Genomic DNA, 16910 nt, shown 5'->3' with positions numbered 1-16910 from the left:
AACCGGCGTGGTGTCGCTAAACGACAACTTGCAGCGCCCTGCCCGCCGCGCCAAGATAGGCGCACTTTCCAGGAACCCCAGCATGAATTTCTGCAGCCAGTGCGGTAAACCGGTTACCCAGCGCATCCCCGAAGGCGACGGCCGTCTGCGCTTTGTGTGTGATCACTGTTCGACCATCCACTATCAGAACCCCAATATCGTCGCCGGCACCGTCCCAGTGTGGGAAGGTAAAGTGCTGCTGTGCCGCCGCGCCATCGAGCCGCGCCTGGGCTACTGGACCTTGCCCGCAGGCTTTATGGAAAACGGCGAGACCGTCGAACAGGCCGCCCTGCGCGAAACCCTGGAAGAAGCCTGCGCCCGCGTGCACAACCTGAGCATCTATACGCTGATCGACGTGCCGCACATCAACCAGGTGCATATCTTCTACCGCGCCGACCTGCTCGACCCGGACTTCGCCGCAGGCATAGAAAGCCTTGAGGTGAAGTTGTTCGACGAAGCCGACATCCCGTGGTCGGAGCTGGCTTTCCGCACGGTCGGGCGTACCCTGGAATACTTCTTCGCCGACCGCCGGCTTGGTTCATTCCCGGTGCGCAGCGAGGCCGTGCCGCCGCTCGGCAACCCCGCCCCATGACACCACGGATACCGTTTTCAATGCGTTGGTTGCTTGCCCTGCTTTGCCTGTCGTTCGCCACGCTGGCCCCGGCCTCTACCCCGCAACCCCTGGGCGGCCTGCCTGTGGAAAAAGTCCTGGTGCTCAAGTCCGCTCATCAACTGCAGTTGATCAACGACGGCAAGCCCTTCAAGACCTATCGCATCTCCCTGGGCAAGAACCCCAAGGGCCACAAGCTGATCGAGGGCGACCGCCGCACGCCGGAAGGCCTGTATTGGATCGACTGGCGCAAGACCAGCGACCGCTTCAACCTGTCCATGCATATCTCCTACCCGAATATCAGCGACGCCGCGCGCGCGCGCCGCGAAGGGGTGAAGCCCGGCAGCATGATCATGATCCATGGTACCCCCGACACCGAGGATTACCCGGAGCAGTGGTTCCACACCCTGGACTGGACCGACGGCTGCATCGGCATGCGCAACGTGGATATGCGTGAAGTCTGGAACCTGGTCAAAGATGGCACCCTCATCGAGATTCGTCCGTAATCTCATACCGTTCGTAAAATAATCCAAAAATATTTACTGCCCCGCCCGGCGCCCGTCGGTGAATACCAGTTCGCCCACGCGGGCTGCGCAGTTCTGCGCGCACTAAAGACCTCTCTAATACCACTTGATACGAAGCCCCAATGCAGGGCCAATAAACCAGCGCTTGCACCGTTTTGGCCGCATTGACATGGTATTTAAGTGGTATTAATTTCCGGCCATTACCGGGCGACAACACTCCAATAACCGCATCGGAAACCTGACAGATGAACCTCATCCTGGCCCTGCGCCCCGACGACAAGCAATCCACGCCGCTGTACTTGCAATTGGCACGCAAACTGGAAGCGGCGATCCATGCCGGCCAGTGGACGTCCGAGCAGGCCCTGCCGTCGGAACGCGTCCTGAGCGAGCAATTGGGCATCTCGCGCGTCACCGCGCGCAAGGCGCTGGAAGTGTTGTTTGCTCAGGGGCTGATCCGCCGCAATCAAGGCTCCGGCACCTATATTTCGCCACGCCTGGAACAGCCGCTGTCGCGCCTGTCGGGGTTCAGCGAGATGCTGCGGCTCAAGGGCTTTGTGCCCAGTTCTCAATGGCTGGAGCGGGAAATCACCCAGCCGACCCACGAGGAACTGATCCGCCTGGGGCTGTCGCCCGCCGACAAAGTGGCGCGCCTCAAGCGCTTGCGCAAGGCCGATGACACGGTGATGGCGATTGAAATGACCACCCTGCCCGCCTCGGTGCTGCCGCATCCGCAAGCCATCGGCCACTCGCTGTATGAATACCTGGAAGGCATCGGCAAACCCGTGGTGCGTGCCTTGCAGCACATCCAGGCGATCAATGCCTCGGATGAGTTCGCCAGGCTGGTAGGTATCGCTCCCGGCACCGCCATGCTGCTGATGACGCGCGTGGGCTACACCGCCGACAACACGCCAATCGAAATCACCGACACCTACTGCCGCAACGACTACTACGACTTCGTCGCCGAGCTGCGCCGCGATGATTATTCCGCGCAATTGCGACTCTAGAGAACTGCCCATGTCCGAAGACAACATCCTCACGCCCAACGGCTGGATTCGCGGCCGCCTGGTGCATGAGCACGGCAAGGTGACCGCCCTCGAAGGCACGCCGTGCGACCCGGCTGAAAACGACCTGCCCTACCTGCTGCCGGGCTTTATCGACCTGCATGTGCACGGTGGTGGCGGCAAAGACATCATGGAAGGCTTGGATGCCTTCGAAACCATCACCCGCACCCATGTGCGTTTTGGTACCACCTCGTTGCTGGCCACGACGATGACCGCACCGGTGGACGAAATTTCCAGCGTGCTCGGCCAGCTCGGCAAATTTTGCGAGCAACGTCCTACAGGCAGCGCTCGGGTACTCGGCGTGCACCTGGAAGGGCCCTACATCAACCCAGGAAAACTCGGCGCCCAACCCAACTTCGCCCATACCGCGCTGATGGCCGAAGTGGAAGCCTACCTGCGCCTGGCGCCGATCCGCGTCATTACCATCGCCCCGGAAATCGCCGGCCACGATGCGCTGATCCGCGCCCTCAGCGAACGCGGCGTGCGCATGCAGATCGGTCACACCCTGGGCAGCTATGAAGAAGGTGTCGCCGCCCTCGCCGCCGGGGCCACCAGCTTCACGCATTTGTACAACGCCATGAGCCCGCTGCACCACCGCGAGCCAGGCATCGTCGGCGCCGCGCTGGCCCATGCCAAGTACGCCGAATTGATCCCGGACTTGCTCCACGTACACCCCGGGGCCATGCGCGTGGCGCTGCGCGCGATCCCGTGCCTGTATTGCGTCACCGACTCCACCGCCGCCGCCGGCATGCCCGATGGCGAATACAAGCTGGGCAGCCACACCGTGACCAAATGCCTGGGCGGCGTGCGCCTAGCCGACGGCACCCTGGCCGGCAGCACCCTGACTATGGACCAGGCGTTGCGCAACCTGGTGAAGATCGGCTTGCCCATCAGCGAAGCCTCACAACGCCTGTCGCAATTTCCTGCGGACTACCTGGGCCTGGAGGAACGCGGCCGCCTGCAACCCGGCAGCTTTGCCGACTGCGTGCGCCTGGACCGCTCCCTGACACTCACCGACGTCATGGTCGAAGGAGAAACCATTGAGTTCAAGAATGCTTGAAGAGGCACTGGCCTCCTGTGACGCCGTCGCGGCACAACTGCAGCGCCTGGACCCGACCTTGCAGGAAATCGCCGGCCGTCTGCGCCGCCAGCCGCCGCACGTGGCGATGACCATTGCCCGTGGCAGCTCGGACCACGCCGCCAGCTACTTCGCCTACCTGGCCATGCAGCATGTGGGCATTCCGGTGGCGTCGTTGCCGATGTCGGTGGTGACCTTGTTGCAGGCGCCGATGAAAGTCAGCGGCCAGGTGGCGTTCGGGCTCTCCCAGTCGGGCCAGAGCCCGGACCTGGTCGACAGCCTGCGCCTGCTGCGCAAACGCGGCGCCTTGAGCATCTCGCTGGTCAACGCCGAAGATTCGCCGCTGCAAGCCGCCTGTGAATTTCATGTGCCGCTGTGCGCCGGGCCGGAACTCAGCGTGGCCGCGACCAAAAGCTTTATCGCCACCCTCAGCGCCAGCGCGCAGTTGATTGGCCACTGGAACGAAGAAGCCGAGCTGCTGCAAGCCTGCCGCGCCATGCCCGATGGCCTGCGCGAAGCCGCGCAGCAGGATTGGTCGCAGGCGGTCGATGCCCTGCGCGACTGCCAGCAATTGATGGTTATCGGCCGTGGCGCCGGTTTTGCCATCGCCCAGGAAGCGGCGCTCAAGCTCAAGGAAACCTCGGCGATCCAGGCCGAGGCCTTCAGCAGCGCCGAAGTGCGCCACGGCCCGATGGCCCTGATCGACAAGGATTACCCGCTGCTGGTATTCGCCCCACGCGGCGCCGAACAGGCCGGCCTGCTGACCCTCGCCGCCGACATGCGCCAGCGCGGCGCCCGCGTGCTGCTGGCCGCGCCGGACGACATCGCCGAACGCGACCTGACCCTGAGCCGCGCCGAACACCCCAGCCTGGACCCGATCCTGGCGATCCAGAGTTTCTACGTGATGGCGGCAGGTCTGGCGGTCGCCCGGGGCATGAACCCGGACCAACCGCGCCACCTGAGCAAAGTCACTCGCACTCACTGAGTCGATTGCCGTGTTTTCCTGATGAGTACCGTGCCCATGTCTTACAACAATAATGCATTGACCCTTGGCGCCCCCTTAAGCGGGCCGGTGCTGACCCTGGGCTGTGTTCCCGACGAAGTGTTCGCCAGCGGCGCGATGGGCGACGGCATTGCCATCGACCCGTTGAATGACTGCCTGCATGCGCCGTGTGACGGGCTGATCATCCATGTCGCCCGCACCGGGCATGCGCTGACCATTCGTGCCGACAACGGTGCCGAGGTGCTGATGCATGTGGGCATCGACACGGTGGAACTCAATGGCGAAGGCTTCACTCTGCTGGTCAAGGACGGCGCCCGCGTCAGCAAGGGCCAGCCGCTGGTGCAGTTCGATCTGGACCGTATCGCGCGCCAGTGCAAAAGCCTGGTCAGCCTGATCATCCTGACCAATGGCGAAGGCTTTGAATTGCAGGCGATCGCCGGGCAAACGGTCAAGCTCGGTGAGCCGTTGCTGCAGATCGTGGCGCGCTCGCCCGCCTCGGCTCAAGCGCCTGTGGATAACTCGGGGGAGGAAGCCAGCGCACACGTACGTATCACTCATCGTGGCGGCTTGCACGCGCGTCCGGCCGCGCTGGTACGCAAGACCGCCCAGGGTTTCAGCAGCCAGGCGCAGCTGCATTTTGGCGACAAGTCGGCCGCGTGCGACAGCCTGATTGGCTTGATGGGCCTGGGGATCGGCGAAGGTGATGAAGTGCGTGTGAGCTGTCGCGGCAAAGATGCCGACGCGGCGCTGCAAGCATTGGTCGCGGCATTGACCGCCGTCGTCAGGGAACAGCATCACGCACCGGCCGTCGTTGCTCCTCGCCGGGTCAGTACTGAAGTCGGTGTATTGCAAGGTGTGTGTGCCGCGCCAGGACTGGTGTGCGGGCCGCTGTTCCGCCTGACGGGTATCGAACTGCCGGCCGACAACGGCAACCATTCTGCCGACGAACAATTGCAACGCCTGGACACAGCCCTGGAACAAGTGCGCAGCGAAATCCGCAACACACTTGAGCACGCTCGCCAGCGCAAGAATGTCGAGGAAGAGGACATCTTCGCAGCGCACCTCGCGCTATTGGAAGACCCCACCCTGTTGGACGCGGCGACAGGCGCCATCGAAAAAGGCCACGCGGCAACTCATGCCTGGCGCGATGCCATTCAAGCGCAATGCGCAGTCTTGATGGCCCTGGGAAAGCCGCTGTTTGCCGAACGTTCCAATGACCTGCGTGATCTGCAACAGCGTGTGTTACGTGCGCTGCTGGGCGAAGCCTGGCATTTCGAATTGCCCGCAGGGGCGATCGTCAGCGCCCATGAATTGACCCCGTCCGACTTGCTGCAACTGAGCGCACAAGAAGCCGCCGGTATCTGCATGGCCGAGGGCGGCGCGACTTCCCATGTGGCGATCCTGGCGCGTGGCAAAGGCTTGCCCTGCGTGGTTGCGCTGGGCGCCGAAGTCCTCGACGTGCCCCAGGGCCAGCGCGTCGTGCTGGACGCCGCCAACGGCCGCCTGGAACTGCAACCCAGCGACGCGCGTCACGCCCAGGTGCACCAGATTCGCGACGCGCAGAAATTGCGCCGCCAACAGCAACAGGCCCAAGCCCAAGCGCCGGCGCGCACCACCGATGGCGTGACCATCGACGTCGCCGCCAATGTCGCCTCCAGCGCCGAGGCCCAGGTGGCCTTTGAAAACGGCGCCGATGGCGTCGGCCTGTTGCGTACCGAATTCCTCTTCGTCGACCGCCGCACCGCGCCGGATGAACAAGAGCAACGCCACGCCTATCAAGCCGTGCTGGACGCCATGGGCGACAAGTCGGTGATCATCCGCACCATCGACGTGGGCGGCGACAAACAGCTCGATTACCTGCCGCTGCCAATCGAGGCCAACCCGGTGCTGGGCCTGCGCGGTATTCGCCTGGCCCTGGTGCGTCCCGACCTGCTCGACCAGCAACTGCGCGCGTTGCTGCAAGTCTCCCCGTTGGCGCGTTGCCGCATCCTGTTGCCAATGGTCAGCGAAGTGGATGAATTGCTGCAGATCCGCCAGCGCCTGGATGAGCTGTGCGTGGCGTTGGAACTGACGCAGCGTCCCGAACTGGGCGTGATGATCGAGGTGCCCGCCGCTGCGCTGATGGCCGAGCAGTTGGCCAAGCATGCGGACTTCCTGTCCATTGGCACCAATGACCTGTCCCAGTACACCCTGGCCATGGACCGCGACCACGCGGGCCTCGCCGCACGCGTCGATGCGCTGCACCCGGCCCTGCTGCGGCTGATCGCGCAAACCTGCGCCGGCGCGGCGAAACACGGGCGTTGGGTCGGCGTGTGCGGCGCCCTCGCCTCCGACCCGCTGGCAACGCCCGTGCTGGTCGGCCTGGGGGTTACCGAGCTGTCGGTCAGCCCGCCGCAGATCGGCGAAATCAAGGACCGCGTCCGCCACCTGGACGCGGCGCACTGCCGGCAACTCAGCCAGGGCCTGCTCGACCTGAGCAGCGCCAAGGCGGTTCGCCACGCCTGTCAACACCACTGGCCGCTGAGCTGAAAACAACAAGAATAGGGAGACACGCCATGTACCAACACTTTATCGAAGGCCTGCAACGCCTGGGCCGTGCATTGATGCTGCCGATTGCGATTTTGCCGATCGCCGGCCTGTTGCTGCGCCTGGGCGACACCGATCTTTTGAATATCGCGGTGATGCACGATGCCGGGCAGGCGATCTTCGCCAACCTGGCGTTGATCTTCGCCATCGGCATCGCCGTGGGTTTCGCCCGCGATAACAACGGCACGGCGGGCTTGGCTGGCGCGATCGGCTACCTGGTAATGATCTCCACGCTCAAGGTGATGGACACCTCCATCAACATGGGCATGCTCGCCGGGATCGCCAGCGGGTTGATGGCCGGCGGGCTGTACAACCGCTTCAAGGACATCAAGCTGCCGGAATACCTGGCCTTCTTCGGCGGGCGGCGGTTTGTGCCGATTGTCACCGGGTTTTCGGCGGTGGGCCTGGGGGTGATCTTTGGCCTGATCTGGCCGCCGATCCAGCACGGCATCAACAGCTTCGGCGTGTTGCTGATGGAAAGCGGCAGCCTCGGCGCGTTCGTGTTTGGCGTGTTCAACCGCCTGCTGATCGTCACCGGGTTGCATCACATCCTCAACAACATGGCGTGGTTCGTGTTCGGCAGCTTTACCGACCCGGCGACCGGCGCGGTGGTGACGGGCGATTTGACCCGTTACTTCGCCGGCGACCCCAAAGGCGGCCAGTTCATGACCGGCATGTTCCCGGTAATGCTGTTCGGCCTGCCGGCTGCGTGTCTGGCGATGTACCGCAACGCGCTGCCGGAACGGCGCAAGGTGATGGGCGGGATTTTCCTGTCGATGGCGCTGACCTCGTTCCTGACCGGGGTGACCGAGCCGATCGAATTTGCGTTTATGTTTCTGGCGCCGTTCCTGTATCTGATCCATGCGGTGCTCACCGGCCTGTCGATGGCGGTTACCAATATGTTGAATATCCACCTCGGGTTTACCTTCTCCGGTGGGTTTATCGACATGGTGCTGGGCTGGGGCAAGTCGACCAATGGTTGGCTGGTGTTCCCGGTCGGGTTGGCGTATGCGCTGATCTATTACAGCGTGTTCAACTACTGCATTCGCCGGTTCAACCTCAAGACGCCGGGGCGGGAAGATATCCAGGTGGTGCAGGCTGAGGTGATGACGGACAACCAACGGGCCAGTGCGTATATCCGTGCGCTGGGCGGTGCGGACAACCTGCTCAGTGTGGGGGCGTGCACCACACGTTTGCGCCTGGACATGGTTGATCGCAATAAGGCTGTGGATGCAGAGCTGAAAGCGCTGGGTGCCATGGCCGTGGTTCGGCCGGGTAATGGCGGGAGTTTGCAGGTAGTGGTGGGGCCGATGGCGGACAGCATGGCTGACGAGATTCGCTTGGCGATGCCTTCGTTTGTCGCCACTGCTGCTGTCGCGACGCCTGTGGATAAGCCGATGGCGGTGGATGTGCAGGAAGCCGAGAAATGGCTGAGCGCTTTGGGTGGTCACGCGAATGTGCGCCAACTGGAAGCGGTGGCGATGACCCGGCTGCGGGTGGAATTGGGGGATGATTCGGTGTTGTCTGAAGCTGACCTGAGTGCGTTGGGTTGCCAGGGTGTGAGCCAGTTGGACAGCGGTGTTTGGCACTTGTTGATTGGTGACAAGGCGTCCGGGTTGGGTGAAGCATTGGAAAGGTTAGTCAATGGCCGCGAGGTCGGCGCCAGGGTCTAGCGGTGTAGTGGCTGTTCTGGCCTCTTCGCGAGCAAGCCCGCTCCCACATTTCGAGTGTATTCACAAATCAAAATGTGGGAGCGGGCTTGCTCGCGAATGGGCGTTAACTGGCGCCCGATTAATTCTGCTCAGGCACCTCAACTAAATCCAGCACCCGATCCACCATCAACTGGATCCCTTCCACCATCCGATGAATCCCCAGCACGGCATCACGCTGCGGGCCGTCGATATCAAAAGCCAGATTACTTGCCAGTGCCTGCACGGATGCCAGGTCTTGGGAGGCGTTGGCGAGCAGGGTTTCGCTGCTCAGGTCGGGTAGTACGGCGAAAATCTGATCGGAAGGCGAATCACCAGCTTGGTGGGATTCGTTTTGACAAAAGGTTGAACCAGTTAGCAAGTTTTCGCTGATCATCATAAAGCTCCAGACGTAATAGGCTCCTAGTGAAATTCAGGCTTGCAGTCCTGGTCACTGAAATTGACGGCGACCGGCGAAGGTTACTGGGGCGGGTTCCGAGGGACAACCTGAAAGGGTTGTCGGAAAGTTCTGAGGCGCCTGTGCAGACGCCATCGCGGGCAAGCCCGCTCCCACAGTTGATGACATTCCAAAGTTGGAACTGGGTCGAATGTGGGAGCCGGGCTTGCCCGCGATGAGGCCCTCACAGCCAAAAAAAACCGCCGGCCAAACTGGCCCAGCGGGTATTGATCGTCCGCGCTCTCCGCAGCGTTTGCTTTATCCCCTCACAGCGCCAGCGAATCAGGGCTTTATCTCGACCCTCCATTCTTTTGACGCATCCCCGCCACCCCGCGTTGAAGCTACCAGCACGTATTTCCCAGGGCTCAAGTCGGACAAGTCGATAACATAGGTCGTGTCAAGATGAGAATCTGTATAACCGAGCTGGTCAGACCCGTTAGTAATTATGATAGGCTGGCGGGGCTGAAGCGCTTCTCCACTGACCCTGAGAGCCTTGGATGTTGTACTACCACCTTCCGGAATTGCCGTTCCATTAGGAGTACTCACACGAACGATAGTGACTGGCATGGTATCTCTCCTCGACATTTGAATTGAGACCCAAGTGAAGCGCGTTTTTTTCTAACGCATAACTGTCAGAACTAACAGGGCAGCGGCTCATTTCGATGAACGGTAAGAGCCGTTTACACGGTATTGGCAAGCCACACAAAGCCAACAAAAAACCCGCCGATCAAACTGGGCCAGCGGGTTTCTTGTTGGCGCGAGTTCCGAGGCACCTGTTCGGACGCCATCGCGGGCAAGCCCGCTCCCACAGTTTTTAATGCATTCCAAGGTTGGAATTCGATCGAATGTGGGAGCCGGGCTCGCCCGCGATGAGGCCCTCAAAGGCAACAAAAACCGCTGACCAGAACAGACAAGCAGATTTGTGTGCAGTTACCGAATCCGAACCCCGTCAACTTTCACACCTCTATACCGTTAATTCACAGGGATGCCTAAGGTTCAACGCAGCACTACAGGTCCACAGACATAGACTCATGAGATCAATTCAATGAGATAACCTTCTGAAAATTCACTGTCGGACCGAGCGACATTAAAGGAATGCATTGCCTTCGGTAAGTGGGTGACATCTATCTCAATAATGGCTCGACTTTGGCCATCGGTTGCTCCTTGCCCCAACACGCTTTTTGAAACCCTCAGCATGAAACGTTGTAAGGGGCTATCGGTTTCTACCGAAAACTGCAGATTGACCTCTTGAGTCCTTCCCCTATCCGGAATCGTATTTCCTTTGAGGTCAGTCACAGTAATAATTTGGAGTGCCATGATTGTGCCCCTCAGCAGACTCGAAGGGCCTAAGGTAAATCCCTTTTTCCCCTTTCGTAACTGTCAAAGTTGACAGGTATACCACCGTGGTCCGCCCTGCTCACCGCTCCTTGGCAAGCATGCGCCCAACAAAAAACCCGCCGACCAAACTGGCCCAGCGGGTTTCTTGTTTCTACAGCGTGCGAATCAAAAATCCGCCAACTGCCACACCTCATACGCCGGTGTCTCATACGGATGGCTCAGCTTCAAAGCAGCCACAACAGCCACGATCAACTCATCCGCCACCACCAGCTCAACTTTCCACTCTTCAACCACTTCAACCTGGCCGACCTGCCCGATATACGGCTGACTGCCGTCCAACGCGCGGAATTGCCCCTGGCCCAGCACTTGCCAGGCGCAGTGGTCGTAGTTGCCGATGCGCCCGCCACCCGCTGCGAAGACGGCGGTTTTCACCGTCTCCACGTGGCTGTCGGGTACGAAGAAGGCGAGCTTGTACACGGCCTTAGTTCACCCACACGCGCGCGTTGCGGAACATGCGCATCCAGGCGCCGTCTTCGTTCCACTCTTCCGGGCGCCACGAGTTCTGCACAGCGCGGAATACGCGCTCCGGGTGCGGCATCATGATGGTCACGCGGCCGTCGCGGCTGGTGAGGCCGGTGATCCCGCGCGGCGAGCCGTTCGGGTTGGCCGGGTAGGTCTCGGTGACCTTGCCGTGGTTGTCGACGAAACGCAGGGCCACGGTGCCGGACAGGTCGGCTTCGAGCAGGGCTTCTTCGCTGGCGAATTCGGCATGGCCTTCACCGTGGGCGATGGCGATCGGCATGCGCGAACCGGCCATGCCCTGCAGGAAGATCGAGTTGGATTCCTGCACCTGCACCATGGCGACGCGAGCTTCGAACTGCTCGGAACGGTTACGCACAAAGTGCGGCCAGAACTCGCTGCCCGGGATCAGTTCGCTGAGGTTGGACATCATCTGGCAACCGTTGCACACACCCAGGGTGAAGCTGTCGTTACGTTCGAAGAAGCCTTGGAACGCATCGCGGGCACGGCTGTTGAACAGGGCCGACTTGGCCCAGCCTTCACCGGCCCCCAACACGTCGCCGTAGGAGAAACCGCCGCAGGCCACCAGGCCTTTGAACTCATTGAGGTCAACGCGACCGGCGAGGATGTCGCTCATGTGCACGTCGATCGCATTGAACCCGGCACGGTCGAACGCCGCCGCCATTTCCACCTGACCGTTGACGCCCTGCTCACGCAGCACGGCAACCTGTGGGCGGATGCCCTTCTTGATGTAAGGCGCGGCGACGTCCTGGTTGACGTCAAAGCTGAGCATGGTGCTCAGGCCCGGGTTGTCTTCTTCCAGGATCGCGTCGAATTCCTGTTCGGCGCACTCGACGTTGTCGCGCAGGCGCTGGATCTGGTAGCTGGTCTCGGCCCACTGGCGTTGCAGCAGACGGCGCTGGCCGGCAAACACGGTGTCGCCATTGAAGGAGATGTTGACCTCACCGTTGTTGATCGGCTGACCGATCACCGCCACGCAGTCGTCCAGGCCGGCGGCGCTGAACTGGGCGAGCACGTCCGGGGTCGCGTCCTGACGCACCTGGATCACGGCGCCCAACTCTTCGTTGAACAGGATGCCGTTGATCTCGGCGGCATCCTCGGCAACGCTGTCGAGCACGATGTTCAGGCCGCAATGACCGGCGAAGGCCATCTCGACCACGCTGGTCAGCAAACCACCGTCAGAACGGTCGTGGTAAGCCAGCAGATGACCGTCGGCGTTGAGGCCCTGGATCACGGCGAAGAAGGCTTTGAGGTCTTCGGCGTCGTCGACGTCCGGGGCGAGCTTGCCGAGCTTGCCGTGGGTTTGCGCCAGGATCGAGGCGCCCATGCGGTTCTGGCCACGGCCCAGGTCGATCAGGATCAGGTCAGTGGTGCCCTTGTCCATGCGCAGTTGCGGAGTCAGGGTCTGGCGGATGTCGGTGACCGGCGCAAAACCGGTGACGATCAGCGACAGCGGCGAAGTGACGCTCTTGTCGGTGCCGTCTTCGTTCCAACGGGTGGCCATGGACATGGAGTCCTTGCCCACCGGAATGGTGATCCCCAGCTCAGGGCACAGCTCCATGCCGACGGCTTTGACCGTGTCGTACAGGCGTGCATCTTCACCCGGGTGGCCGGCAGCCGACATCCAGTTGGCCGACAGTTTGATGTCGGACAGCTTGCCGATGCGCGACGCGGCGATGTTGGTGAGGGTCTCACCAATCGCCATGCGGCCCGACGCCGGGGCGTCCAGCAGGGCCAGCGGCGTACGCTCGCCCATGGCCATGGCTTCACCGGTGTAGACATCGAAGCTGGTGGCGGTGACGGCAACGTCAGCCACCGGCACCTGCCATGGACCGACCATTTGGTCACGGGCCACCAGGCCGGTGATGGTGCGGTCGCCGATGGTGATCAAAAAGCTTTTGCTCGCCACGGCCGGGTGGTGCAGCACGCGTTCGATGCTGTCGGCCAGTTCCAGGGTGCTTGGGTCGAAATCATCGCCCAGCTCGGTTTCACGTACCGCCGAACGGTGCATGCGCGGGGCTTTGCCCAGCAGCACTTCGAGCGGCATGTCCACCGGGCTGTTGCCGAAGTGGCTGTCGGTAACGGTCAGCTGTGGCTCGGCGGTGGCTTCGCCAACCACCGCAAACGGGCAGCGCTCACGTTCGCAGATGGCCTGGAAGCGCGCAAAATCTTCAGGGCCGACGGCCAGCACGTAGCGTTCCTGGGATTCGTTGCTCCAGATTTCGTGCGGGGCCATGCCCGGCTCGTCGTTTGGAATGTTGCGCAGTTCGAAACGGCCGCCACGCTCGCCATCGTTGACCAGTTCCGGGAAGGCGTTGGACAAACCGCCGGCGCCGACGTCATGGATGAAGCTGATCGGGTTCTTATCACCCAACTGCCAGCAACGGTCGATGACTTCCTGGCAGCGACGTTCCATCTCCGGGTTTTCGCGCTGTACCGAAGCGAAGTCCAGGTCGGCCGAGCTGGTGCCGGTGGCCATGGAGGACGCCGCGCCGCCGCCCAGGCCGATCAACATGGCCGGGCCGCCGAGCACGATCAGCTTGGAGCCGACCAGGATTTCGCCTTTCTTGACGTGTTCTTCACGGATGTTGCCCATGCCGCCGGCCAACATGATCGGCTTGTGGTAACCGCGCACCTCATCGCCACGCGGGGTGGTGATGGACTGTTCGAAGGTACGGAAGTAGCCGGTCAGCGCCGGGCGCCCGAATTCGTTGTTGAACGCGGCGCCGCCCAGCGGGCCTTCGATCATGATGTCCAGCGCAGTGACGATGCGCTCGGGTTTGCCGTAGGGCACTTCCCACGGCTGTTCGAAACCCGGGATCTGCAGGTTGGACACGGTGAAACCGGTCAGGCCCGCCTTGGGCTTGGCGCCACGGCCGGTGGCGCCTTCGTCACGGATCTCGCCGCCCGAACCGGTGGCTGCGCCCGGGAACGGGGCAATCGCGGTCGGGTGGTTGTGGGTTTCGACCTTCATCAGGATGTGCACGGGCTCTTGCACCGCGCCGTACTGGCGGGTTTCCGGGTCCGGGAAGAAGCGGCCGGCGACGGAGCCGACGATCACCGAAGCGTTGTCTTTATAAGCCGACAGAACGCCTTCGCTGTGCATCACGTAGGTGTTCTTGATCATGCCGAACAGGCTTTTCTCCTGGCTCTGGCCGTCGATGTCCCAACTGGCGTTGAAGATCTTGTGACGGCAGTGCTCGGAGTTGGCCTGGGCGAACATCATCAGTTCGATGTCGTGGGGGTTGCGCTTCAAGCCGTTGAAGGCAGTGACCAGATAATCGATCTCGTCTTCGGCCAGGGCCAGGCCCAGTTCGGTGTTGGCCTTCTCAAGGGCGGCGCGGCCACCGCCGAGCACATCAATCGCGGTGAGCGGCTTGGGCTCTGCGTGGCTGAACAGGCCGGCAGCCTGTTCCAGCTGGCTGACGATGATCTGGGTCATGCGGTCATGCAGGCTGCTGGCGATCAGCTCGGCGTCGGCCTCGCTGAACTGCCCGGCGACGTAGAACGCGATACCACGCTCCAGGCGCTGGATGCTCGCCAGGCCGCAGTTGCGGGCGATGTCGCTGGCCTTGCTCGACCACGGCGAGATGGTGCCGAACCGTGGCAGAACCAGGAACAAGCGGCCGGTCGGCTCTTGCACGGGAACGCTTGGGCCGTACTTCAGAAGGCGTGCGAGCACTTGCTGTTCGTCGGCGGTCAACACGCCGCTCACGTCGGCGAAGTGAGCAAATTCAGCATACAGGCCTGTAACCGCTGGAACCTTCTGGCTCAGTTGCTCAAGGAGTTTGCTGTGGCGAAAGGCAGAAAGGGCAGGAGCGCCGCGCAGGATCAACATCTTCGGGACAGCCTCGGGAAGGGGTGTGCTTTGAGGCCGTGCATTCTAGCGTAAACCGCCGCCAACGGCACCCGAAACGCTACCGGTGGCCGCCGCCGGACGTCAGTTGGCCGGATTACACCCCGTTCGAAGGGTCATGCGGGGCATTCCGCACAGTTATTTTAACCGTCACAATCGTGCGTCAAGCCGCATTTCTGCGGGCTGCAGCACAGTTTTGCGGGCGCTAGCAGACAAGTCCCACGCTGTCGAGATATGGCGCCGTGGGCCGTTTGCGTATACTGCGCAGATGTTCTCCCCAACTGCTTTGCGCCCGCGATGCGCCAAATGGCTCATCGCAACCGGACTCTTCCTGATGCTCAGCGCCTGTGTTGATAAACCCAGCACGCTCGAGCGAATCAAGGAGGATGGCGTATTGCGGGTGATCACCCGGAACAGTCCGGCGACGTATTTCCAGGACCGCAATGGTGAAACCGGCTTCGAATACGAACTGGTCAAGCGCTTTGCCGATGACTTGGGCGTTACGCTTAAAATCGAGACCGCCGACAACCTCGACGACCTGTTCGGTCAGTTGGGCAAACCCAACGGCCCGGTTCTCGCCGCCGCCGGCCTGGTCAGCAGCGAGCAGCGCCAGGCGCAGGTCCGTTTCTCGCACCCTTATCTGGAAGTCACCCCGCAGATCATCTACCGCAACGGCCAATCGCGCCCGACGAATGCGGCGGACCTGGTGGGCAAGAAAATCATGGTGCTCAAGGGCAGCACCCACGCCGAACAGTTGGCGGCGCTTAAAAAGCAGAATCCTGCAATTGAATACGAAGAATCCGACGCCGTTGAGGTCGTCGACTTGCTACGCATGGTGGACGAAGGGCAAATCGACCTGACCCTGGTGGACTCCAACGAAGTGGCGATGAACCAGGTGTACTTCCCCAACGTGCGCGTGGCGTTCGACCTCGGCAACGCCAGCAACCAGAGCTGGGCCGTGGCGGCCGGTGACGACAACAGCCTGCTCAACGAAATCAACAGTTACCTGGATAAAGTCGAGAAGAACGGCACGTTGCAGCGTCTGAAAGATCGTTACTACGGGCACGTCGATGTACTGGGCTATGTGGGCGCTTACACCTTCGCCCAGCACCTGCAGCAGCGCTTGCCCAAATACGAGAAACACTTCCGCGCCTATGCCAAGACAGAAAAAGTCGATTGGCGCCTGTTGGCAGCCATCGGTTACCAGGAATCGCTGTGGCAGCCGGCCGTCACCTCCAAGACCGGCGTGCGCGGCCTGATGATGCTCACCCAGAACACCGCCCAGGCCATGGGCGTGTCCAACCGCCTGGACCCCAAGCAAAGCATCATGGGCGGCGCCAAGTACCTGGCCAAGATCAAGGACGAACTGGACGACAGCATCAAGGAACCGGATCGCACCTGGTTCGCCCTCGCCGCCTACAACGTCGGCACCGGCCACCTGGAAGACGCGCGCACCCTGGCCAAGCGCGAGGGCCTGAACCCGAACAAATGGCTGGACGTGAAAAAAATGCTGCCGCGCCTGTCGCAGAAACAGTGGTACAGCAAGACCCGCTACGGCTATGCGCGCGGTGGCGAGCCGGTGCATTTTGTGGCGAACATTCGGCGGTACTACGACATCCTGACCTGGGTGACCCAGCCGCAGCTGGAGGGTAACCAGGTGGTCGAAGGCAACTTGCATGTGCCGGGTGTGGATAAGACCAAGCCGCCGGAAGATACCCCGCAACTGTAAGAACACAGCAGAACCCATGTGGGAGCGGGCTTGCTCGCGAAAGCGGCCGCACAGTCGATACATCCGGTGACTGACACTCCCTCTTCGCGAGCAAGCCCGCTCCCACATTTTGATCCGCGCTTGGGTTTAAAGACCGGTGAGCAGATGAACCACCCCGCCCGTCAAGACCATCATTCCCGGCACCCCCGCAGTCTTTAACGCTGCAGCATCCACCTTCGCCGCATCCACCAACTGCACCCGCACCCGCGTCAGCGCCACCTGCTGCTGCGACTTGAGGTTACCCGCGCCACCCAGCGCACTCAGCACATCCGCCGACAACACACCCGGCGCCGCGACGGCTTCGGCGATCAAATCCGGGGTCAGCGCCTTCCAGAACGCCCTTTGCAATTTCTCGAACATGC

General features: G+C 61.9%; 13 protein-coding genes. 8 read left to right on the top strand and 5 right to left on the bottom strand.

The window, feature by feature from the left end; all coding sequences use genetic code 11:
• Nucleotides 1-82 precede the first annotated feature (82 nt).
• The 7 genes from ACLH0H_RS14485 to nagE all read left to right on the top strand — a co-directional run bounded on the left by ACLH0H_RS14485 (nt 83) and on the right by nagE (nt 8574).
• Entirely contained in the window at nt 83-631 is a 549-nt protein-coding gene (locus ACLH0H_RS14485) for an NUDIX hydrolase (RefSeq protein WP_411378560.1), read from the top strand.
• 20 nt (nt 632-651) lie between these two features.
• Nucleotides 652-1155 carry a L,D-transpeptidase family protein gene (locus ACLH0H_RS14480; protein ID WP_411378559.1) on the top strand — a complete coding sequence of 168 codons (504 nt, stop codon included), beginning with the start codon at nt 652-654 and terminating at the stop codon, nt 1153-1155.
• Between the two features lie 263 nt (nt 1156-1418).
• On the top strand, nt 1419-2177 hold the full coding sequence (locus tag ACLH0H_RS14475; RefSeq protein WP_411378558.1) for a GntR family transcriptional regulator: 759 nt from the start codon (nt 1419-1421) through the stop codon (nt 2175-2177).
• A gap of 10 nt (nt 2178-2187) precedes the next feature.
• A complete protein-coding gene (nagA, locus tag ACLH0H_RS14470) occupies nt 2188-3294 on the top strand; it encodes an N-acetylglucosamine-6-phosphate deacetylase (RefSeq protein ID WP_411378557.1) in 1107 nt (368 codons plus the stop codon).
• A complete protein-coding gene (locus tag ACLH0H_RS14465) occupies nt 3287-4297 on the top strand; it encodes an SIS domain-containing protein (RefSeq protein WP_411378556.1) in 1011 nt (336 codons plus the stop codon). The genes nagA and ACLH0H_RS14465 overlap by 8 nt, the downstream gene beginning before the upstream one ends.
• Before the next feature lie 36 nt (nt 4298-4333).
• Nucleotides 4334-6844: a phosphoenolpyruvate--protein phosphotransferase gene (gene ptsP / locus ACLH0H_RS14460; protein WP_411378555.1), complete on the top strand. Its 2511-nt coding sequence runs from the start codon at nt 4334-4336 to the stop codon at nt 6842-6844.
• A 26-nt stretch (nt 6845-6870) separates the two neighbouring features.
• Nucleotides 6871-8574 (top strand): N-acetylglucosamine-specific PTS transporter subunit IIBC, encoded by a 1704-nt coding sequence (gene nagE, locus ACLH0H_RS14455; protein ID WP_411378554.1) that lies wholly within the window; start codon nt 6871-6873, stop codon nt 8572-8574.
• Between the two features lie 118 nt (nt 8575-8692).
• On the opposite strand, the gene ACLH0H_RS14450 is transcribed toward nagE, so the two are convergent.
• From ACLH0H_RS14450 to purL, 4 genes are all read right to left on the bottom strand, one after another.
• Nucleotides 8693-8986 (bottom strand): DUF6124 family protein, encoded by a 294-nt coding sequence (locus ACLH0H_RS14450; protein WP_411378553.1) that lies wholly within the window; start codon nt 8984-8986, stop codon nt 8693-8695.
• 1089 nt (nt 8987-10075) lie between these two features.
• Nucleotides 10076-10363, bottom strand: coding sequence for a hypothetical protein (locus tag ACLH0H_RS14445; protein WP_411378552.1), 288 nt, complete (start codon nt 10361-10363; stop codon nt 10076-10078).
• Nucleotides 10364-10549: 186 nt separating this feature from the next.
• A complete protein-coding gene (locus tag ACLH0H_RS14440; protein WP_411378551.1) occupies nt 10550-10861 on the bottom strand; it encodes an NGG1p interacting factor NIF3 in 312 nt (103 codons plus the stop codon).
• Nucleotides 10862-10865: 4 nt separating this feature from the next.
• Nucleotides 10866-14762 carry a phosphoribosylformylglycinamidine synthase gene (gene purL, locus ACLH0H_RS14435; RefSeq protein WP_411378550.1) on the bottom strand — a complete coding sequence of 1299 codons (3897 nt, stop codon included), beginning with the start codon at nt 14760-14762 and terminating at the stop codon, nt 10866-10868.
• Between the two features lie 286 nt (nt 14763-15048).
• Between purL and mltF the strand changes: the two genes are divergently transcribed.
• On the top strand, nt 15049-16509 hold the full coding sequence (gene mltF / locus ACLH0H_RS14430) for a membrane-bound lytic murein transglycosylase MltF (RefSeq protein ID WP_411378549.1): 1461 nt from the start codon (nt 15049-15051) through the stop codon (nt 16507-16509).
• A gap of 126 nt (nt 16510-16635) precedes the next feature.
• Here the strand turns inward: mltF and ACLH0H_RS14425 are convergent, their stop codons facing one another.
• The gene (locus ACLH0H_RS14425; RefSeq protein ID WP_411378548.1) at nt 16636-16908 is read right to left on the bottom strand and encodes a PTS transporter subunit EIIB; all 273 of its coding nucleotides are present in this window, start codon (nt 16906-16908) and stop codon (nt 16636-16638) included.
• Nucleotides 16909-16910 lie beyond the last annotated feature (2 nt).

Origin of the sequence: Pseudomonas sp. MPB26 (assembly GCF_046605355.1) — a bacterium.
GTDB classification, from domain to species: Bacteria; Pseudomonadota; Gammaproteobacteria; order Pseudomonadales; family Pseudomonadaceae; genus Aquipseudomonas; species Aquipseudomonas cedrina.
The sequence above is the reverse complement of the archived record's forward strand: the minus strand, read 5'-3'. Positions and strand labels throughout refer to the sequence as shown.

Bases quoted from the DNA above. Each gene is read 5' to 3' on its own strand.
- ACLH0H_RS14485 (WP_411378560.1), top strand. From the start codon at position 83: ATGAATTTCTGCAGCCAGTGCGGTAAACCGGTTACCCAGCGCATCCCC.
- ACLH0H_RS14480 (WP_411378559.1), top strand. From the start codon at position 652: ATGCGTTGGTTGCTTGCCCTGCTTTGCCTGTCGTTCGCCACGCTGGCC.
- ACLH0H_RS14475 (WP_411378558.1), top strand. From the start codon at position 1,419: ATGAACCTCATCCTGGCCCTGCGCCCCGACGACAAGCAATCCACGCCG.
- nagA (WP_411378557.1), top strand. From the start codon at position 2,188: ATGTCCGAAGACAACATCCTCACGCCCAACGGCTGGATTCGCGGCCGC.
- ACLH0H_RS14465 (WP_411378556.1), top strand. From the start codon at position 3,287: ATGCTTGAAGAGGCACTGGCCTCCTGTGACGCCGTCGCGGCACAACTG.
- ptsP (WP_411378555.1), top strand. From the start codon at position 4,334: ATGTCTTACAACAATAATGCATTGACCCTTGGCGCCCCCTTAAGCGGG.
- nagE (WP_411378554.1), top strand. From the start codon at position 6,871: ATGTACCAACACTTTATCGAAGGCCTGCAACGCCTGGGCCGTGCATTG.
- ACLH0H_RS14450 (WP_411378553.1), bottom strand. From the start codon at position 8,986: ATGATCAGCGAAAACTTGCTAACTGGTTCAACCTTTTGTCAAAACGAA.
- ACLH0H_RS14445 (WP_411378552.1), bottom strand. From the start codon at position 10,363: ATGGCACTCCAAATTATTACTGTGACTGACCTCAAAGGAAATACGATT.
- purL (WP_411378550.1), bottom strand. From the start codon at position 14,762: ATGTTGATCCTGCGCGGCGCTCCTGCCCTTTCTGCCTTTCGCCACAGC.
- mltF (WP_411378549.1), top strand. From the start codon at position 15,049: ATGTTCTCCCCAACTGCTTTGCGCCCGCGATGCGCCAAATGGCTCATC.
- ACLH0H_RS14425 (WP_411378548.1), bottom strand. From the start codon at position 16,908: ATGTTCGAGAAATTGCAAAGGGCGTTCTGGAAGGCGCTGACCCCGGAT.